General features: G+C 64.2%; 16 protein-coding genes. 13 read left to right on the forward strand and 3 right to left on the reverse strand.

Annotation, left to right across the window (positions count from 1 at the left end):
- The first annotated feature begins 384 nt into the window (after positions 1-384).
- From E4L98_RS01290 to E4L98_RS01335, 11 genes are all read left to right on the forward strand, one after another.
- On the forward strand, positions 385-642 hold the full coding sequence (locus E4L98_RS01290) for a helix-turn-helix domain-containing protein (protein ID WP_135199758.1): 258 nt from the start codon (positions 385-387) through the stop codon (positions 640-642).
- A 3-nt stretch (positions 643-645) separates the two neighbouring features.
- Entirely contained in the window at positions 646-1,971 is a 1,326-nt protein-coding gene (locus tag E4L98_RS01295; RefSeq protein ID WP_135199759.1) for a type II toxin-antitoxin system HipA family toxin, read from the forward strand.
- A 181-nt stretch (positions 1,972-2,152) separates the two neighbouring features.
- Positions 2,153-2,842: a hypothetical protein gene (locus E4L98_RS01300; protein ID WP_135199760.1), complete on the forward strand. Its 690-nt coding sequence runs from the start codon at positions 2,153-2,155 to the stop codon at positions 2,840-2,842.
- Positions 2,843-2,926: 84 nt separating this feature from the next.
- Entirely contained in the window at positions 2,927-3,175 is a 249-nt protein-coding gene (locus E4L98_RS01305; RefSeq protein WP_135199761.1) for a hypothetical protein, read from the forward strand.
- Positions 3,176-3,252: 77 nt separating this feature from the next.
- Positions 3,253-3,501 carry a YajG family lipoprotein gene (locus E4L98_RS01310; protein WP_135199762.1) on the forward strand — a complete coding sequence of 83 codons (249 nt, stop codon included), beginning with the start codon at positions 3,253-3,255 and terminating at the stop codon, positions 3,499-3,501.
- 50 nt (positions 3,502-3,551) lie between these two features.
- Positions 3,552-4,469, forward strand: a complete 918-nt coding sequence (locus E4L98_RS01315; RefSeq protein ID WP_135199763.1) for a glutamine amidotransferase — start codon at positions 3,552-3,554, stop codon at positions 4,467-4,469.
- The gene (locus tag E4L98_RS29905) at positions 4,469-4,615 is read left to right on the forward strand and encodes a hypothetical protein (RefSeq protein WP_167761247.1); all 147 of its coding nucleotides are present in this window, start codon (positions 4,469-4,471) and stop codon (positions 4,613-4,615) included. Before E4L98_RS01315 ends, E4L98_RS29905 begins: the two co-directional genes overlap by 1 nt.
- A 192-nt stretch (positions 4,616-4,807) precedes the next feature.
- Positions 4,808-5,455 (forward strand): aldehyde dehydrogenase iron-sulfur subunit PaoA, encoded by a 648-nt coding sequence (gene paoA / locus E4L98_RS01320; protein ID WP_135199764.1) that lies wholly within the window; start codon positions 4,808-4,810, stop codon positions 5,453-5,455.
- A complete protein-coding gene (locus E4L98_RS01325) occupies positions 5,452-6,405 on the forward strand; it encodes an FAD binding domain-containing protein (RefSeq protein WP_135199765.1) in 954 nt (317 codons plus the stop codon). Before paoA ends, E4L98_RS01325 begins: the two co-directional genes overlap by 4 nt.
- Positions 6,406-6,409: 4 nt before the next feature.
- The gene (paoC, locus tag E4L98_RS01330) at positions 6,410-8,608 is read left to right on the forward strand and encodes an aldehyde oxidoreductase molybdenum-binding subunit PaoC (protein ID WP_135199766.1); all 2,199 of its coding nucleotides are present in this window, start codon (positions 6,410-6,412) and stop codon (positions 8,606-8,608) included.
- Positions 8,609-8,649: 41 nt separating this feature from the next.
- On the forward strand, positions 8,650-8,865 hold the full coding sequence (locus E4L98_RS01335; RefSeq protein ID WP_135199767.1) for a hypothetical protein: 216 nt from the start codon (positions 8,650-8,652) through the stop codon (positions 8,863-8,865).
- Positions 8,866-8,868: 3 nt separating this feature from the next.
- Here E4L98_RS01335 and E4L98_RS01340 read toward each other — a convergent pair whose 3' ends face one another.
- From E4L98_RS01340 to E4L98_RS01350, 3 genes are read right to left on the reverse strand one after another with little or no spacing between them, the layout of a single operon-like run.
- A complete protein-coding gene (locus E4L98_RS01340; protein ID WP_135199768.1) occupies positions 8,869-9,303 on the reverse strand; it encodes a FlxA-like family protein in 435 nt (144 codons plus the stop codon).
- 57 nt (positions 9,304-9,360) lie between these two features.
- Entirely contained in the window at positions 9,361-10,551 is a 1,191-nt protein-coding gene (locus tag E4L98_RS01345) for a serine hydrolase domain-containing protein (protein WP_135199769.1), read from the reverse strand.
- Between the two features lie 2 nt (positions 10,552-10,553).
- A complete protein-coding gene (locus E4L98_RS01350; RefSeq protein WP_135199770.1) occupies positions 10,554-11,693 on the reverse strand; it encodes a pyridoxal phosphate-dependent aminotransferase in 1,140 nt (379 codons plus the stop codon).
- A 54-nt stretch (positions 11,694-11,747) separates the two neighbouring features.
- On the opposite strand from E4L98_RS01350, the gene E4L98_RS01355 reads away from it, so the two are divergent.
- Together E4L98_RS01355 and E4L98_RS01360 are read left to right on the forward strand one after the other, a co-directional pair.
- Positions 11,748-15,167, forward strand: a complete 3,420-nt coding sequence (locus tag E4L98_RS01355; RefSeq protein WP_229257180.1) for a DUF748 domain-containing protein — start codon at positions 11,748-11,750, stop codon at positions 15,165-15,167.
- Position 15,168: 1 nt separating this feature from the next.
- Positions 15,169-16,023 carry an EamA family transporter gene (locus tag E4L98_RS01360; RefSeq protein ID WP_135199771.1) on the forward strand — a complete coding sequence of 285 codons (855 nt, stop codon included), beginning with the start codon at positions 15,169-15,171 and terminating at the stop codon, positions 16,021-16,023.
- The last annotated feature ends 66 nt before the right edge of the window (positions 16,024-16,089 follow it).

The raw sequence follows: 16,089 nt of genomic DNA on the forward strand, positions 1-16,089 counted from the left end.
GCGTTTACAACAGGTTCATCCCGGTAATCCGCGATGAACCTTTTTTTTCGCCTTCTCATAGGAGAAATGGCAAATCTGACATCTGCCGCTGTCCAGCAAAATCCGTTCCCATTTAGCTAACAAAGGTGGAAAGAAGGTGGATAGATCCATGGCCTTCCGGATCAACAACCTCTCTGCTCTGACCGTTCACAGCCTTGAACTGCGCGGCCTGTACGGCGACGGCGGCGGGCTGTGAATGGAATCGCCGCGACGGGGCCGAAAGCTGAGTGTTTCGTTTCTTCAAAAAAACAATCAATTTAGCTGTTTTATGGGTATTTGACGAATACCTGCTATACGCGTAATCTGTATATATTCGTTATACGGGTAAAATGCGGGAAACATCTCATGAAGCAAATTCTTTCGCTCTCTAAACAGTTGGGGCTGCTTCTTCAGTCGGCGCGAAAGGCCACTGGGCTTTCGCAGACGCAACTCGCGCAACGTCTGGGTATCAGCCAAAGCCGTATGTCTGCAATGGAACTGGACCCGGGATCGATCAATGTCGAGCAACTGCTGGCCTTGCTAGCAGCACTGGATTACGAGCTGATAGTGCAGCCGAAAAACGGTGATGCCGAAATGCGTGGATCAGCCACGCCGGAATGGTAAGCCATGGGACGCAAATCGCACTCGCGCTCGTTGTCGGTCTGGAGTAACGGCGAGCGTGTAGGAACCTGGACCATCCCCACGCGTGGCGAAACACAGTTCCTCTACGATAAGGCGTGGCGGGCGTCGGCGGTGGGAAGGCCGCTGTCGCTGTCGTTGCCCTACACCGGCGACCAGCCATTGCGGGGCGATGTCGTCCGCGATTTCTTCGACAACTTGCTGCCCGATAGCGAACCTATCCGCAAACGTCTGGCATCGCAGTACAAGCTGGCGTCCATCGAGGCGTTCGATTTGTTGCAGGAAATCGGCAGAGACTGCGTTGGCGCGGTCCAGTTGCTGAAGGAGGATGAGGCGCCCACCAACGTCAAACGCATCGATGGCAGTCCGATGTCCGAGGAGGACGTTGAGCGGCATCTGATTCGGCTGAGGCAGTCGGGACCGCTGGGGCGCGGCGAGGATGCCGACGACCTGCGCATCTCGCTGGCTGGTGCGCAGGAAAAGACCGCTTTGCTGTGGCATGAAGGCGGGTGGATGCGCCCGCACGGATCGACGCCAACCACCCACATACTCAAATTGCCATTGGGGCTGGTCGGCCACCGCAAGGCGGACCTGACCGCGTCGGTAGAGAACGAATGGTTGTGCATGAACCTGCTGGCGGAATTCGGCCTGCCGGTTGCCAGGACCGCCATCTTGAATTTTGGCAGCCAGACGGTGCTCGGTGTTGAGCGTTTCGACCGTCGAATGCACCCGTCCGGGAAATGGATCATGCGCTTGCCGCAGGAGGACTTCTGCCAGGCCCTTGGGGTGCCGTCGCAGTTGAAGTACGAGAGCGACGGCGGTCCGGGCCTGGCAGATCTGGCTGCGGTGTTGCGCGGATCCGAGCGAGCGCGAGAGGATCTTACGACGCTGCTGACCAGTCAGGTGCTGTTCTGGCTGATGGCGGCGCCGGATGGTCACGCCAAGAACTTCAGCATCCATTTGCTGCCGGGTGGTCGCTATGCATTGGCACCGCTTTACGATGTCATGTCGATCTGGCCGCTTGAGGGAGGCGGGGCGAATCAATATTCCCTGCACAAAGCCAGGATGGCCATGGCGATGTTGGGCAAGAACAAGCATTATCGATTCTCATACGTGCAGCGTCGACACTTCAACAGCACTGCCGCCAGGTACTTCCTGCGCACCGATGCGGAAGACATCATCGAGAGGGTGCTGGCGAAGACCCGCGGTGCGATCGAAGCGGTCGCTGCTCGGCTGTCACCGGGATTTCCTGAGCGCGTAGCCGCGACGATTTTTGCTGGCATCGAGCGATCCGCAATGCACTTGCGTGGGTGAAGTCCTCGTCATGGCAGGGCTTCGCACACCGGTACGTGTGGAGATGTCCGGTTGGGGGCTGCAGCAACTTCCAGCATCACATAAATCCATGAGCGATCGCGTTTAGCCGCAAGGCGTCGCGTTTGACTTGAGATTGCTCAGCAATTCTGGGAGACTGAGCGGGTGGCCGGAAGGGAGCGCGATGGGACGTTTAGCTTCGACTTTACTGCTTTATTTTTGCGCCTTATTGGCGCATCCGTGTGCGTTGGCGGTCGATTCTTCTTCCTGTGAGGAAGGGCCGTTTTCAACCCAGCCGTCGCCGCCAAAGGATAACCCGTGGGCGCGAGCCAGGGCGATCCGTGAACTGGCGACGGTGGATAGTCAGCAGCCGCCGGAAATCACACGCATCAAAAATGGCCTGGTGTATGTCAGTGTGGGTATCCCGCCGGGCCTGGGCATCCTGAAGGAAGGCTGGTTTGCTTACGACATCGATCGGGCAATTTTTGTTTCGGTCGAAGGCAGGTCGTATGACGGCGCCCGGCCCAAACCCGATCATCCGGTCGGCCGCAATCAAATGGATCGCTACGTACATAATGGGAAAGATCTCCGTCGTGCAGAGCGCGTCACGGTCATTCCTGCCAGTGCGGCCTACGCCAAAAATTTCGCTTGCATGATTAACGCCTTGTCGAACGCCCACAAGCGCCAGGATGGCACGCGCGCCCGTACGCTGCCTCCTGCCGATGCCTTTGGTTATCTCAACATGGTCGTCAATGGTGACGTCGTGCGTTTCAAAGCGGATGAGCATGGGACCGCAAAACAATCGGAAGCGCTCGTACATGCCTTGCGGGAGATTTTCCATCCGGAGCATCGGGTGTCGCTTTTAGCACCTTGATCTCGACAAACAGCTACGGCATGATTGACTGATTGCTCACATTGGGTGACTATTGGTACCTTAACTTTTGATAGGATGATCATCATGTCGCAAGGCCCTTATTTTCTGGCTGGTATCTGTGCCGTCGTGCTGACCGCTTGTGCGGCGCCGGAATCCAATCCGCCGGCAACGGGGACGCAGACTGCCGCGGCGACCAAGTGCGTGGTGCCGGAAGCTGTGACCGGCAGTTCCATCCGCAAGGGTTGCGCGCCCACTGGCGATGTCAAGAGCGTCGACCCACGCGACTTCCGCGATTCGATGCAAAACACCGCGACCCAGTCCACGGTCAAGTAAATCACTGCGCATGGCCGCTTGACCGGGCGCCTGACTGATGTAACTATTAGTTACTTCAACTTTTCAGGAACATCATCATGGCGGCAGCTTCTTGTTTTTTCACTGGTATCTGTGTCCTGGTGCTCGCCGGTTGCGCGGCCACTGAGCCGGCGGCCGATGACGCGCCCAAGGTGGCCGCATCCGCCAGGTGTTTGTCGCAGGATGCGCCGACCGGCTCGTACATCAAACGCGGTTGCGGCGCGCCTTCCGACGCTCAGCCAGTCGATGCCGGCCAATTCCTCAATACCCTGCAAACCTCCGGTGTGCACACCGGTTCCGTGCGCTAAGAAAAGATGTGGTATCATGATTTTAATTAGGACTCCTACTTTAATTGATCATGAACTGCATCGCTCTCTATCACCTTGGATTTGAAGACCTGGGCGCCTTTGCCGCACCGCTGGAAGAGGCCGGTTACAGCATCCGCTACCAGCACGCCGGCACGCCGCTGACCGAGGCGCAATGGCGCGACACCGACCTGATCGTCATGCTGGGCGGTCCGATCGGCGTCAACGATACGGCCCTGTATCCGTGGCTGGCGGACGAGATTGCCGGCGTCAGGCTGCGCCTGCAATTGGACAAGCCTTTGCTGGGCATCTGCCTGGGTGCACAGCTGATGGCGCACACGTTGGGCGGCGAAATACGGGCGCGGGTAGCCGGCAAGGAAATTGGCTGGGCGCCAGTCGAGGTGACGGCGGAAGGTCCGCTGGCGCATCTGCGCGGCGTGCCGGTGCTGCACTGGCACGGCGACAATATTCATTTGCCGCCGCAGGTGTCGTCGGCGGCATCGACGCCGGGGACGCCGTGCCAGGCGTTCCAGAGCGGGAAGGCCTTGGGCATCCAGTTTCACGCGGAGTTCGCGCCGGCGGCGCTGGAGCAGTGGCTGACCGGCCACGCGGTCGAGCTCCAGCACGCCGGCGTCGATCTGGCGCAGCTGCGACACGATACACAGCGCTACGGCGATCAGCTGGTTCAGGCCGGCCGCGCGCTGCTGCGTGCATGGCTGGACAGCCTCGCCCAGCCGGCGGCCAAGGCCGTCCTGTATCACGATGGCTGCAAAGTCTGCCTCGATATCGCCCGGCGTTTCGCCGGTGAAATGCCGGCGCTGGACATCGTCGACCTGAGCTTGCAGCCGCAATTGAAGGCTCGCGCCGAAGCGCTGGGCGTGGTGGCGCTGCCTAGTCTGGTGATCGGCGGCAAAGTATTGCCGGTCTCGCCGCATTCGCAGCTGGCGGACATCGGCACGGAAGGGCATTGATGGGCGTGACGCTGTCCGCGCTGTTTGTCGGTCCGGTTCAGCCGCAGGCGCGTCGCGGCCATGCCGACGTGTCCAGCGGTATCGTCAAGACGTCACAGGCGGACCGCATTGCCTGCAAGGTGGTTTGGACGCTCCCCATTCTATGATCGAAACGGTCCAGCCGGCCGTTGATGGCCTGCAACTGAGTGTCCACATATTCTTTTTCGCTCTGCGCATTCATTGGATCATTGTGCGCCGGATTTCGGCGGCGAGTTCGATCTGGGATCAACGGTGTTTAACCAGAAATCGTAATGCATTTATCATCAGCCCAGACCCAACAGGCGTGAGGATGCAGCGATATGAACGATCTCAGCGACATCAGTTATTCCCGGCGTAATTTACTCATTGCAGGCGCCTTGTCGGCGACCTCGACGGCGCTACCGTTGGTGGCCGACGCCCAGCCCGCCGCGCCGCCACCGCCGGCGCCGCCTCCCTCCATCGTCAAATTCACGGTCCAGGTGAACGGCCAGCCGCACACGCTGGAAGTCGACACCCGCACCACCTTGCTCGATGCCTTGCGTGAACATCTGCATCTCACCGGCACCAAGAAAGGCTGCGACCACGGCCAATGCGGCGCTTGCACGGTGATCGTCGATGGCCGCCGCATCAATTCCTGCCTGACGCTGGCGGTGATGCACGAGGGCGCCAAGGTCACCACCATCGAGGGGCTGGGCACGCCGGACAAGTTGCATCCGATGCAGGCCGCCTTCGTCAAGCACGATGGCTACCAGTGCGGCTACTGTACCCCCGGCCAGATCTGTTCGGCCGTGGCGGTACTCGATGAAATCAAACAGGGCATCCCCAGCCATGTCAGCGCCGACCTGAACGCCAAGCCTTTGCTCAACGAAACCGAGCTGCGCGAGCGCATGAGTGGCAATATCTGCCGCTGCGGCGCCTACTCGAACATCATCGACGCCATCACCGAGGTGTCGGGGAGGGCGGCATGAGAGCGTTCACCTATCAGCGCGTGCAGTCGCCGGCCGAGGCGGCCGCTGCGGCGGCGCGCACGCCGGGCGCGAAATTCATTGCCGGCGGCACCAATTTGCTCGATCTGATGAAGCTGGAGATCGAGACGCCCACCCATCTGATCGACGTCAACGGCCTGGCGCTGGACAAGATCGAAGCCACGCCCGGCGGCGGCCTGCGCGTCGGCGCGCTGGTGCGCAATACCGACCTGGCGGCCGACCAGCGCGTGCGCCGCGATTACGCGGTGCTGTCGCGCGCGCTGCTGGCCGGCGCCTCGGCGCAGCTGCGCAACAAGGCCACCACGGCCGGCAACCTGCTGCAGCGCACGCGCTGCCCGTACTTCTACGACACCAATCAGCCGTGCAACAAACGCCAGCCCGGCAGCGGCTGTTCGGCCATCGGCGGCTACAGCCGCAACCATGCGATCCTGGGCGCCAGCGCGGCCTGCATCGCCACCCATCCGAGCGACATGGCGGTCGCCATGCACCTGCTCGATGCCACCGTGGAGACGGTCAATCCCGACGGCGCCACGCGCACCATTCCGATCGCCGACTTTCACCGACTGCCCGGCAACACGCCGCAGGTCGAGCACGCACTGGCGCCGGGCGAGCTGATCACCGCGGTGACGCTGCCCAAGCCCTTGGGCGGCAAGCATTTCTACCGCAAGGTGCGCGACCGCGCCTCGTACGCCTTCGCGCTGGTCTCGGTGGCGGCGGTGGTGCTGCCCGACGGCAGCGGCCGCGTGGCGCTGGGCGGCGTCGCGCACAAGCCGTGGCGCGTGCCGGCCGCCGATGCCAGCGTGCCGCAAGGTGCCAAGGCAGTGGCCGAACAACTGCTGGCCGGCGCCAAGCCGAGTGCCGAAAGTTCCTACAAGATTCCACTGATCGAGCGCACGCTCGCGTCCGTGTTGGCCGATGCCAAGAAAGGGTGACGACATGAAATTTGATACGCCTGCCACCACCAATCCCATCGATCAGCTGAAAGTCATCGGTCATCCGACCGACCGCATTGACGGTCCGTACAAGACCACCGGCACCGCCACTTACGCTTACGAGCACCACAAGGAAGCGCCCAACGCCGCCTACGGCTACGTGATCGGCGCAGGCATCGCCAAGGGCCGCATCACTTCGCTGGACACCAGCGCGGCGCAGCGCGCGCCGGGCGTGATCGCCATTGTCACGGCCGAGAACGCAGGCAAGCTGGACAAGGGCGACTTCAACACCGCCAGGCTGCTGGGCGGACCGGAGATTCAGCATTACCACCAGGCGATCGCGCTGGTGGTGGCGGAAACCTTCGAGCAGGCGCGCGCGGCGGCGCAGCTGGTGCGGGTCGAGTACAGCAAGCAACAGGGCGCCTACGATCTGGCCAAGGCCCGCGACGGCGCCAAACAGCCCGACGACAAGGACGCCAAGGACAAGAAGACCGGCAATTTCGAGACCGCCTTCCCGGCCGCGCCGGTGCGGCTGGACGCCACCTACACCACGCCCGATCAATCGCACTGCATGATGGAACCACATGCTTCGATCGCCGCGTGGGACGGCGACAAGCTGACGGTCTGGACCTCGAACCAGATGATCAACTGGGGCAAGGGCGACCTGGCCAAGACGCTCGGCATCCCCAAGGACAAGGTGCGGCTGATGTCGCCGTACATCGGCGGCGGTTTCGGCGGCAAGCTGTTCCTGCGCGCCGAAGTGGTGCTGGCGGCGCTGGGCGCCAGGCAGGCGAAGCGGCCGGTCAAGGTTGCGCTGCAGCGGCCGCTGATGATGAACAACACCACGCACCGTCCGGCCACCATCCAGCGCATCCGCATCGGCTGCAGCCGCGAGGGCAAGATCACCGCCATCGGTCATGAAAGCTGGTCCGGCGACCTGCCGGACGGCAAACCGGAAACCGCCGTGCAGCAGACCCAGTTGCTGTATGCCGGTCCCAACCGCATGACCAAAATGCGGCTGGCCGTGCTCGATCTGCCCGAGGGCAACGCCATGCGCGCGCCCGGCGAGGCGCCCGGCCTGATGGCGCTGGAAATCGCCATCGACGAGATGGCCGAAAAGCTGAAGATGGACCCGATCACCTTCCGCATCATCAATGACACCACCGTCGATCCGGCCAAGCGCGAGCGCAAGTTCTCGACGCGCCGCTTCGTCGACTGCCTGCGCCTGGGCGCGCAGCGCTTCGGCTGGGACAAGCGCAATCCGCAGCCGGGCCAGACGCGCGACGGCCGTTGGCTGATCGGCATCGGCATGGCCTCGGCCTTTCGCAACAACCTGGTGCAGAAATCCGGCGCGCGCGTCAGGCTCGACAGCAAGGGCATGGTCACGGTGGAAACCGACATGACCGACATCGGCACCGGCAGCTACACCATCATCGCCCAGACCGCGGCCGAGATGATGGGCGTGCCGCTGCAACAGGTCACGGTCAAGCTCGGCGACTCGGACTTCCCGGTGTCGGCCGGTTCGGGCGGGCAGTGGGGCGGCAACAGTTCCACCGCCGGCGTGTACGCGGCCTGCGTCAAGCTGCGCGAACTGGCGGCGCAGAAGCTGGGGCTGGATCCCACCAAGGCCGAGTTCGTCGGCGGCGCGGTGCGTGCCGACGGCCGCAGCTTCCCGCTGACCCAGGCCGCCGCCAACGGCGAGCTGACCGGCGAGGACACCATGGAGTACGGCGATCTCGACAAGAAGTACCAGCAATCCACCTTCGGTGCCCATTTCGTCGAGGTGGCGGTCGACATGTACACCGGCGAGCCGCGCATCCGCCGCATGCTGGCGGTGTGCGCGGCCGGCCGCATCCTGAATCCGAAATCGGCGCGCAGCCAGGTGATCGGCGCCATGACCATGGGGGCCGGCGCGGCGCTGATGGAAGGGCTGGTGATCGACCAGCGCGCCGGCTTCTTCGTCAATCACGACCTGGCCAGCTACGAGGTGCCGGTGCATGCCGACATCCCGCACCAGGAAGTGATTTTCCTCGATGAGACCGATCCGATTTCGTCGCCGATGAAAGCCAAGGGCGTAGGCGAGCTGGGCATTTGTGGCGTCGGCGCGGCGGTGGCCAACGCGATCTACAACGCCACCGGCGTGCGCGTGCGCGACTATCCCATCACGCTCGATAAGCTGATCGGTAAAATGCCGGAAGTCTGAGATGGTGCTATGCTGAAGGCACGTTCTGTAAGGAGGATGACATGTCTGCTACTCATGACACCTACACGCGCAAGCAAGGGTTGAAGAAAACCTATGACGTCGAATACACGGCCTTGCGCTACAAGATTTCCCTCGGCGACAAGGTCTTGAAGGACATCCACCTGAGCCTGCAGTCGGCGCCGGTGCTCGATCCGGAAGTGGCCTGGCGCCACGCTGTGGCCGATATCGAGAACCTGCGCGGCATGACCGAGCAGTAGCGCTCAGGCCATCACGTCGACCAGGGTGCCGACGGCAGCGCCGTCCGGCTGTTCGGCTGCTTGCCCGACGGCGGGCTGGGACGCCGACGGCGCCGCTTGCTGTTGCTGCTGTTGCTGTTGTTGCTGCTCGGTTTGCTCAGGCTGGTCGACGCGGGTCAGCTTGATGCTGCGGTCGGCGTTGTCCTGAAGCATGGCCTGTTGCAGCGCCGCGATCTGTTCTTCGATCCGGCTGATCTGCTGCTGCAGGAACACGCGTTTCTGGATCGCTTCCTTGCTGTCGTCATCTTGCAGCGCGTTCAATTGCTCGCCCAATGCCATTTCCTGCTTTTGCAGGCCTTGGATCTGCTTCATCAGCGCGGCGCGCACGGTGGTGGTTTCGGTACGGGACGACGGACTCTGGGTGGCGCTGCTGCTGCGGTAGGCTGAAATAACATTCATGACGATAATCCTTTTGCCAAGTTTGTAAAAGGTCTATCGGCACGGCGAAAGAAATCTTTAGCTGCCGCAGCCGGCCGGCAACTGGACCTGGTCGCGCGCCTGCACGCCCATCAGTTCAGGCCGGTCGTAAGGGATGTAATTCATCCAGAACCACGGCAGGCAGGTGTTGCCATAGACGTAGTCGATGACCGGATAAAACATGTGCTCCGCGTTGGAGCTGTTGCTGAGCATGACGATGCCCTTGCGCAGCTGCAGGAAGCCGAGCGCGACATTGTTGGTGCCGTCGTCGTTGCCTTCCTTGAAGAAGGCCAGGCCCAGCGGCGAGCGGTACAGTGGCCAGCCCAGGCCGATCGACAGGCCGATCTTGCGCCACAAGTCCGTTTCGCCCGGCCAGTGCGACGGGAACTGCTGCGGCGAGACGATCGCCAGTTGCGGCGACAGCATCTCCTGGTGAGCGGCGGCCGACAGCCCCTCGCCGCGCAGCACGCCGGCCAGAAAGCTGGCGTAATCGTCGAGCGTGGTGTCCATGGAGCCGGCGGCGCGCGCGTTGCCGCGGCGCTTGTGGGCGATCGCCGTGCCGTCCTGGGCGTAATGGGTGGCCTCGCGGCCCTCCCATTCCTTGCGCCACACCATGCTGCTGTCGCGCATCTGGAAACGGTCGAAAATGCGCTGCTGCATCAGCGTTTGCAGTGGCGTGCCCGTGCGCTCCTCGATCACCAGCTGCAGGAGGTTCAGCCCCTCGCCCGAATACACGTAGCGGCTGCCGGGCGCGTATTTGAAATCGAGTTTCTGGTCATCGTTGATGTAGCGCCAGTTGAGCAGGCCGCTGGTGTGCGACAGCAGCATGCGCGGCGTCAGCAGTTTCCAGCGCGGGTCGTCCTTCAGGTCGGCGTAGGCGGGATAATCGGGCAGCGGCTTGCGCAGCAAGGCGGGCAGGGTGGCGTCCAGCGACAGCAGTTTTTCGTCGACCAGCTGCATCACCATGTAGGCAAACGCCGCCTTGGTGAGCGAGGCGCCGTACATGATGGTGTCGGTGCGCAGCGGCTGCCGCTTGTCGACGTTGGCGTAACCGTAGGCCTGGCGGTAGCTGACCTGGCCGTCTTCGATCAGGGCCAGCGCCAGGCCCGGCACGTGGGCCGCGTCCATCAGGCGCCGGATTTCCGCGTCCAGCTGCTGTGGTGGTCGTTGTGCCTGCGCGGCGCAGACCGACAGGAGCAAGGGCAGGAGCAGCAGCGCGCGGGGTGTCATGGTCAGCGTATCCTTGGTTGGGCCGCGAACCAGGGCGTCATGCGCCGTATGGCCTCGGCAATTTCGGGTGTGGAGACGGCAAAGCTGAAGCGGATGAAGTGCCGGCCATCGACCGGATCAAAGTCGATGCCGGGCGCGCTGGCGACGCCGGTGTCCTGCAGCAGCTGCTTGCAGAAGCCCAGGCTGTCGTCGGTCAGGTGGGCGATGCTGGCGTAGATGTAGAACGCGCCGTCGGGCGGCGCCACCGTGGTCAGGCCCAGCGCGGGCAGGGCAGCCAGCATCAGGCGGCGGTTCTCGCGGTAGACGTCGATGTGGCTTTCCAGTTCATCGAGCGCGTCGAAGGCGGCCAGGCCGGCGTGCTGGCTCAGCGAGGGCGCGGTCAGGAACAGGTTGCCGCAGTACGCTTGCGCGCGCTCGACATGGCCGGCTGGCGCCAGCAGCCAGCCCAGGCGCCAGCCGGCCATGCTGAAGTATTTGGAGAAGCTGCTGACCACCAGCGCCTGCGGTTCGTACGCCAGCAAGGTCTGCGCCGGTTCGACATAGCTGAGGCCGTGATAAATCTCGTCGGACAGGATGCGGATGCCGCGCGCGCGGCACACGGCCACGATGGCTTGCAGTTCCTCGGCGCGTATCAAGGTGCCGGTCGGGTTGGCGGGCGAGGCGACGATCACGCCCTGCGGCGCCGGTTCGACGGCGGCCAGCGCGGCGGCCGTCAGCTGGAAGCCGACTTCCGCGCCGCAGGCAATTTCCACCGGCTGCATGCGCAGCGCCTTCAGCGTGTTGCGGTAGGCGACATAGCCGGGGCGGGCCATGGCGATGCGGTCGCCGGGCGTGAACATCGAGCTCAGCGCCAGCACCAGCGCGGGCGAGGCGCCGCAGGTCAGGATGAAGCGGTCGGCGTCGACCTGCACGCCGTAGCGCTCCCGGTAAAACTGCGCCAGCCGCTGCTTCAGCGGCGCGCTTTCCCAGTAGCCCATGGCTTCCTGGTCGAGCACGGCATGGGCCCTGGCGATGGCGGTGGTCGGCGCGCCGGTGGACGGCTGGCCGAATTCCATGTGGATGATGGACCGTCCATCGGCCTTGAGCGCGTGGGCCTGGCGGCTGATGGCCAGGGCGTGGAAGGGTTCAAGTTCTGCGTTCATATGATCGATTATACTGTTGCCTGTTACATAAAAACAGCGAAGGTTCAGGCAGGTATGGTAATACGTTGGAAGCGATGGGGCATAGGCGCGGCAAGTGCGCTGGGCGTGTATGCGGCGGCGGGGTTCTGGTTGCTGCCTGCTGTCATCAAAAGCCAGCTTCCGCGGTTTGCCGAGTCCGAGCTGGAGCGCAAGGCCAGCATCGCCGAACTGAGTTTCAATCCCTTCACGCTGCGGCTGGAGGCGAAGGATCTGCGTCTGACCGAGGCTGACGGCGCACCGCTGTTCGGCGTCGGTGGCCTGGCGGTGGAGATGCAGTGGCGCTCGCTGTTGCGGCGCGCCTGGAGTTTTGCCGAGATCCGCGTCACGCAGCCGTCGGTGCAGTTGGCGATCGCCAGGGACGGCCAGTTCAACATCGCCGCCTTGCTGGCGACGCTGGACAAGCACAAGAAGAAAGAAGACCAGGACAGCGGCATGCCGCGTCTGATCATCGAACATTTCGCGCTGGAACAGGGCCAGGTGGCCATGCACGATCAGCATGCCGGCTACACCGATACCTTCAAGCCGATCACCTTTGCCCTGAATAATCTGAGCACGCTGCCGGACGAAAACGGCGATTACACGCTGAGCGCCGACGCCGGCCTGGGCGGCAAGCTGCGCTGGAAGGGCGTGGCGTCGGTCAGCCCGATCGCGGGCAATGGACTGCTGACGCTGGAGAATGTGGCGTTGCCGGGCATGGCGGCGTATCTGAAGTCGTTCTCGCGGATCGTGGTCGCGGATGGCCGGCTGTCGGCCCGGCTGCCGTACAAGTTCGCTTACAAGGAGGGCAGGCTGGATGCGCGTCTGGATGGCGCGGCGCTGGACTTGAACGATTTGGCGCTCAAGCGCGCGGGTGCGGCGGCACCATTCGTACAGTTGAAGCAGCTGGCCGTCACCGATGTCGGGGTTGATTTGCTGAAGCAGTCGGCGCAGGCCGGCGGCCTGCAGTTGAACGGCGGCGCGCTCAATGTACGGCGCGATGCGCGCGGCGAGCTGGATGTCGCCGGCCTGATGCTGCCGACGCCGGCCGGCACGGCGGCCCGCGCTTCGGCCGCGGCCGCGAAGGCGGCGCCCGCACCCGCGGAAGGCCACGGCTGGAAGCTGGCGGTCAAGCAGATTGGCCTGAATGGCGTGGCGCTGAGCTACGTCGATGAGACTGTCTCACCCGCACTCAATGTACGCAGCGACAGCGCCAACCTCAAGCTTGCGCTGCGGCTGGATACCGCCGGCGCACTGCAGCTGCACATCGCCGACGCCGCTTTCGCCATGGAGAACGTGGCGATGGGCAGCGGCGCGCTGGCGCCGCTCAAGCTGTCGCGCATCGGTTTCGATGGCGGATCGCTGGACCTGGCGGCGCGCAAGGCCAGTCTGGGCCGGCTGTACGCCGATGGTGGCCAGCTCGACCTGTCGCGCGACGCCGAGGGACAGTTCGTGTTCATGGCGGCGTTGCCGAAGCCGGGCGCCGCCAGCGCCTCCGCCACGTCCGTCCCGACCGCTGCCTCCACGCCCTGGACCGCCAGCATCAAGTCCGTTGAACTGAACAAATTCGGCGCGCGTTACGATGACGCCACCAATGGCATCAAGCTCAACCTGCAGGATTTCAAGCTGAAGGTGGCCGACGTCGGCACCGATCTGAAGAAGCCGCTGGCCTTCCAGGGCGGCGTCAGTCTGCGCGAAGGCGGGCAACTGGGTGCGCAAGGCAAGCTGGTGCCATCGACCGGCGCGCTGGACGCCGACCTCAAATTGAGCGGGCTGGCGCTGGCGCCCGTGCAACCGCTGCTGAGCAAATACGTCAAGCTGAAAATCGCCGCTGGCGCGATCAATGCCCAGGGCCGGCTGCGCACCGGCGCCGGCGGCAGCAAGACCGATCCGGCGCTGCGCTACGACGGCGCGTTCGAAGTGGCCAGCCTGGCGCTCAACGAGGAAGATAACGATCCCTTCGCCCACTGGAAATCGGTGGGAGCCGACAAGCTCAGGCTGACTGTCTCGCCGAACCTGCTGGATGTGGCCGAGCTGCGCCTGGTGGAGCCGAATGCGATCCTGATCATCGAAAAGGACCGCAGCTTGAACGCCCAGCGCCTGCTGGTGGAGCAACCCGCTGCGGCCGCCGTCTCCGTACCGGCGGAGCGGCCGCCCGCCGCCGAACCGTTCCCGCTGCGCGTGCGCCGCGTGCGCGTCCAGAACGCCAAGCTGGACTTCACCGATCTCAGCCTGCTGCCGCAATTCGCCGCCAGGGTGGTGGACCTGAACGGCGTGATCACCGGCCTGTCGACGCGGCGCGATGCGCGCAGCCAGATCGAGCTCGACGGTCGCGTCGACGAATACGGCCTGGCGCGCATCCGCGGCGAGCTGAACCCCTTCGTCCCGGCCGACAACACCGATGTCAACGTGGCGTTCAAGAACGTCGACATGGTGTCGGCTTCGCCGTACAGCATGAAATTCGCCGGCTACAAGATCGCCCAGGGCAAGATCTCGCTCGATCTGCAGTACAAGGTCCGCAACAACCGGCTGGACGGCAATAACCAGGTCGTGCTCGACAACCTGACACTGGGCGAACGCATCGACAGTCCGGACGCGCTCAAGCTGCCGCTGGAACTGGCGCTGGCCATCCTCAAGGACAGCAATGGCCGCATCGACCTCGGCATTCCGGTATCCGGCAATCTGAACGATCCCGCCTTCAGCTATGGCGCGGTAGTATGGAAAGCGCTGGGCAACATCATGAGCAAGGTGGTGACCTCGCCGTTCCGCGCCTTGGGCAAGCTGTTCGGGGTCAGCGGCGACAAGCTGGAAACGGTGGACTTCGACGCCGGCAGCGATGCCGTGCTGCCGCCGGAACGCGAGAAGCTGCGGCAGGTGGCGCAGATCCTGGCCAAAAAGCCGGACCTGAAGCTGAGCGTGCCGGGCCAGTACAACGCGGCCGCCGATGGCGCCGCACTGCGGGCGCAAGCCTTGCGCCGCGCGGTCGTGACCCGCGCCGACATCAAGCTGGGCGCCGATGAGCAACCGGGGCCGCTGGACATCGGCCAGCGCAAGATCCGCGGCGCGCTGCGTGACTTGTACGCCGAACGGTTTGGTGCCGCCGAGCTGGACAAGGAAAAGCAAGCGGCCGAGAACGCGCCCGCCACCAGCGCCGGCGCGGCCGCCGCCAGGCTGCCGGTATTGCAGCGCCTCGGCAAGCTGGTACAGGGCGAACCGCAGGTAGCCGATCCCACCGCGTTCTACGGCAAGCTGCAAACGCGGCTGGAGCAAAACCAGCCACTGCCGCCGGACGCCTTGCCGCAACTGGGCGCGCGACGCGCGGCGGCGGTGGCCGCCATCCTGCAACAGGCGGGCGCCGAGCCGGCGGCGGTGCGCACCGCCGTACCGGCCGCCATCGACGGCAATGGCGGCGAGGCCGGTCAGCCGGTCGCGCTCGAGCTGGAACTGACAAGCAAGTAAGATGACTGACGAAAAAAAGCACGCGGCCGGCCATCCCATGCTCGCCGCGCTGGCGCTGCTGTGCAGCCAGCTGTCCCTGAACGGCGGCGCGGCCGTGGCCAAACACTTGTTTCCCAAGATCGGCGTGGAAGGCGTGACCGCCTACCGCGTCGGCATTTCCGCGCTGATCATGCTGCTGATGTTCCGTCCCTGGCGCACGCGGCTGACCGGCCGGCAGGCGCTGAACGTCGCCATCTACGGCTCGGTGATCGGCCTGATGAATCTGCTGATCTACCGTGCCTTCAGCCATATCCCGATGGGCATCGCGGTGGCGATCGAGGTGGCGGGACCGCTGACGGTGGCGGTGATCTCCTCGCACCGGCTGCGCGATGTCGTGGCCGTGTGCCTGGCGGTGGCGGGGCTGTATTTCCTGCTGCCGATGCATGGCCAGGTCGATCAGCTCGATCCGGTGGGTGTCGCCTACGCGGCCGGGGCGGCGGTGTGCTGGGCGCTGTACATCGTGTTCGGCAAGCGGGTGTCGTCGGGATCGGGCGGGCAGTCGGTGGCGTGGGGCATGCTGGCGGCGTCGTTGTTCATCGTGCCGATCGGCGTGGCCCATGCGGGCGCGGCGCTGCTGACGCCGTCGTATCTGCTGATCGGCGCGGCGATTGCCGTGATGTCCAGCGCGGTGCCGTACACGCTGGAGATGCTGTCGATGCGCGCCTTGTCGCAACGCACTTTCAGCATGTTCAGCAGCGCCGCGCCGGCGATCAGCGCGCTGGCCGGCATGGTGGTGCTGGGCGAGCTGCTGAGCCCGACGCAGTGGCTGGCCATCGCCGCCATCGTGGCCGCCTCGGCGCTGACTTCCCTGCGCTAGTCCAGGCCGGCTCGGCATCAGACTGCCGCGCTGCCGGATTGTTGCGTTAATGACCAGTTCATGGCA

Origin of the sequence: Duganella callida (assembly GCF_004614165.1) — a bacterium.
In the GTDB taxonomy this organism is placed as follows: domain Bacteria; phylum Pseudomonadota; class Gammaproteobacteria; order Burkholderiales; family Burkholderiaceae_D; genus Rugamonas; species Rugamonas callida.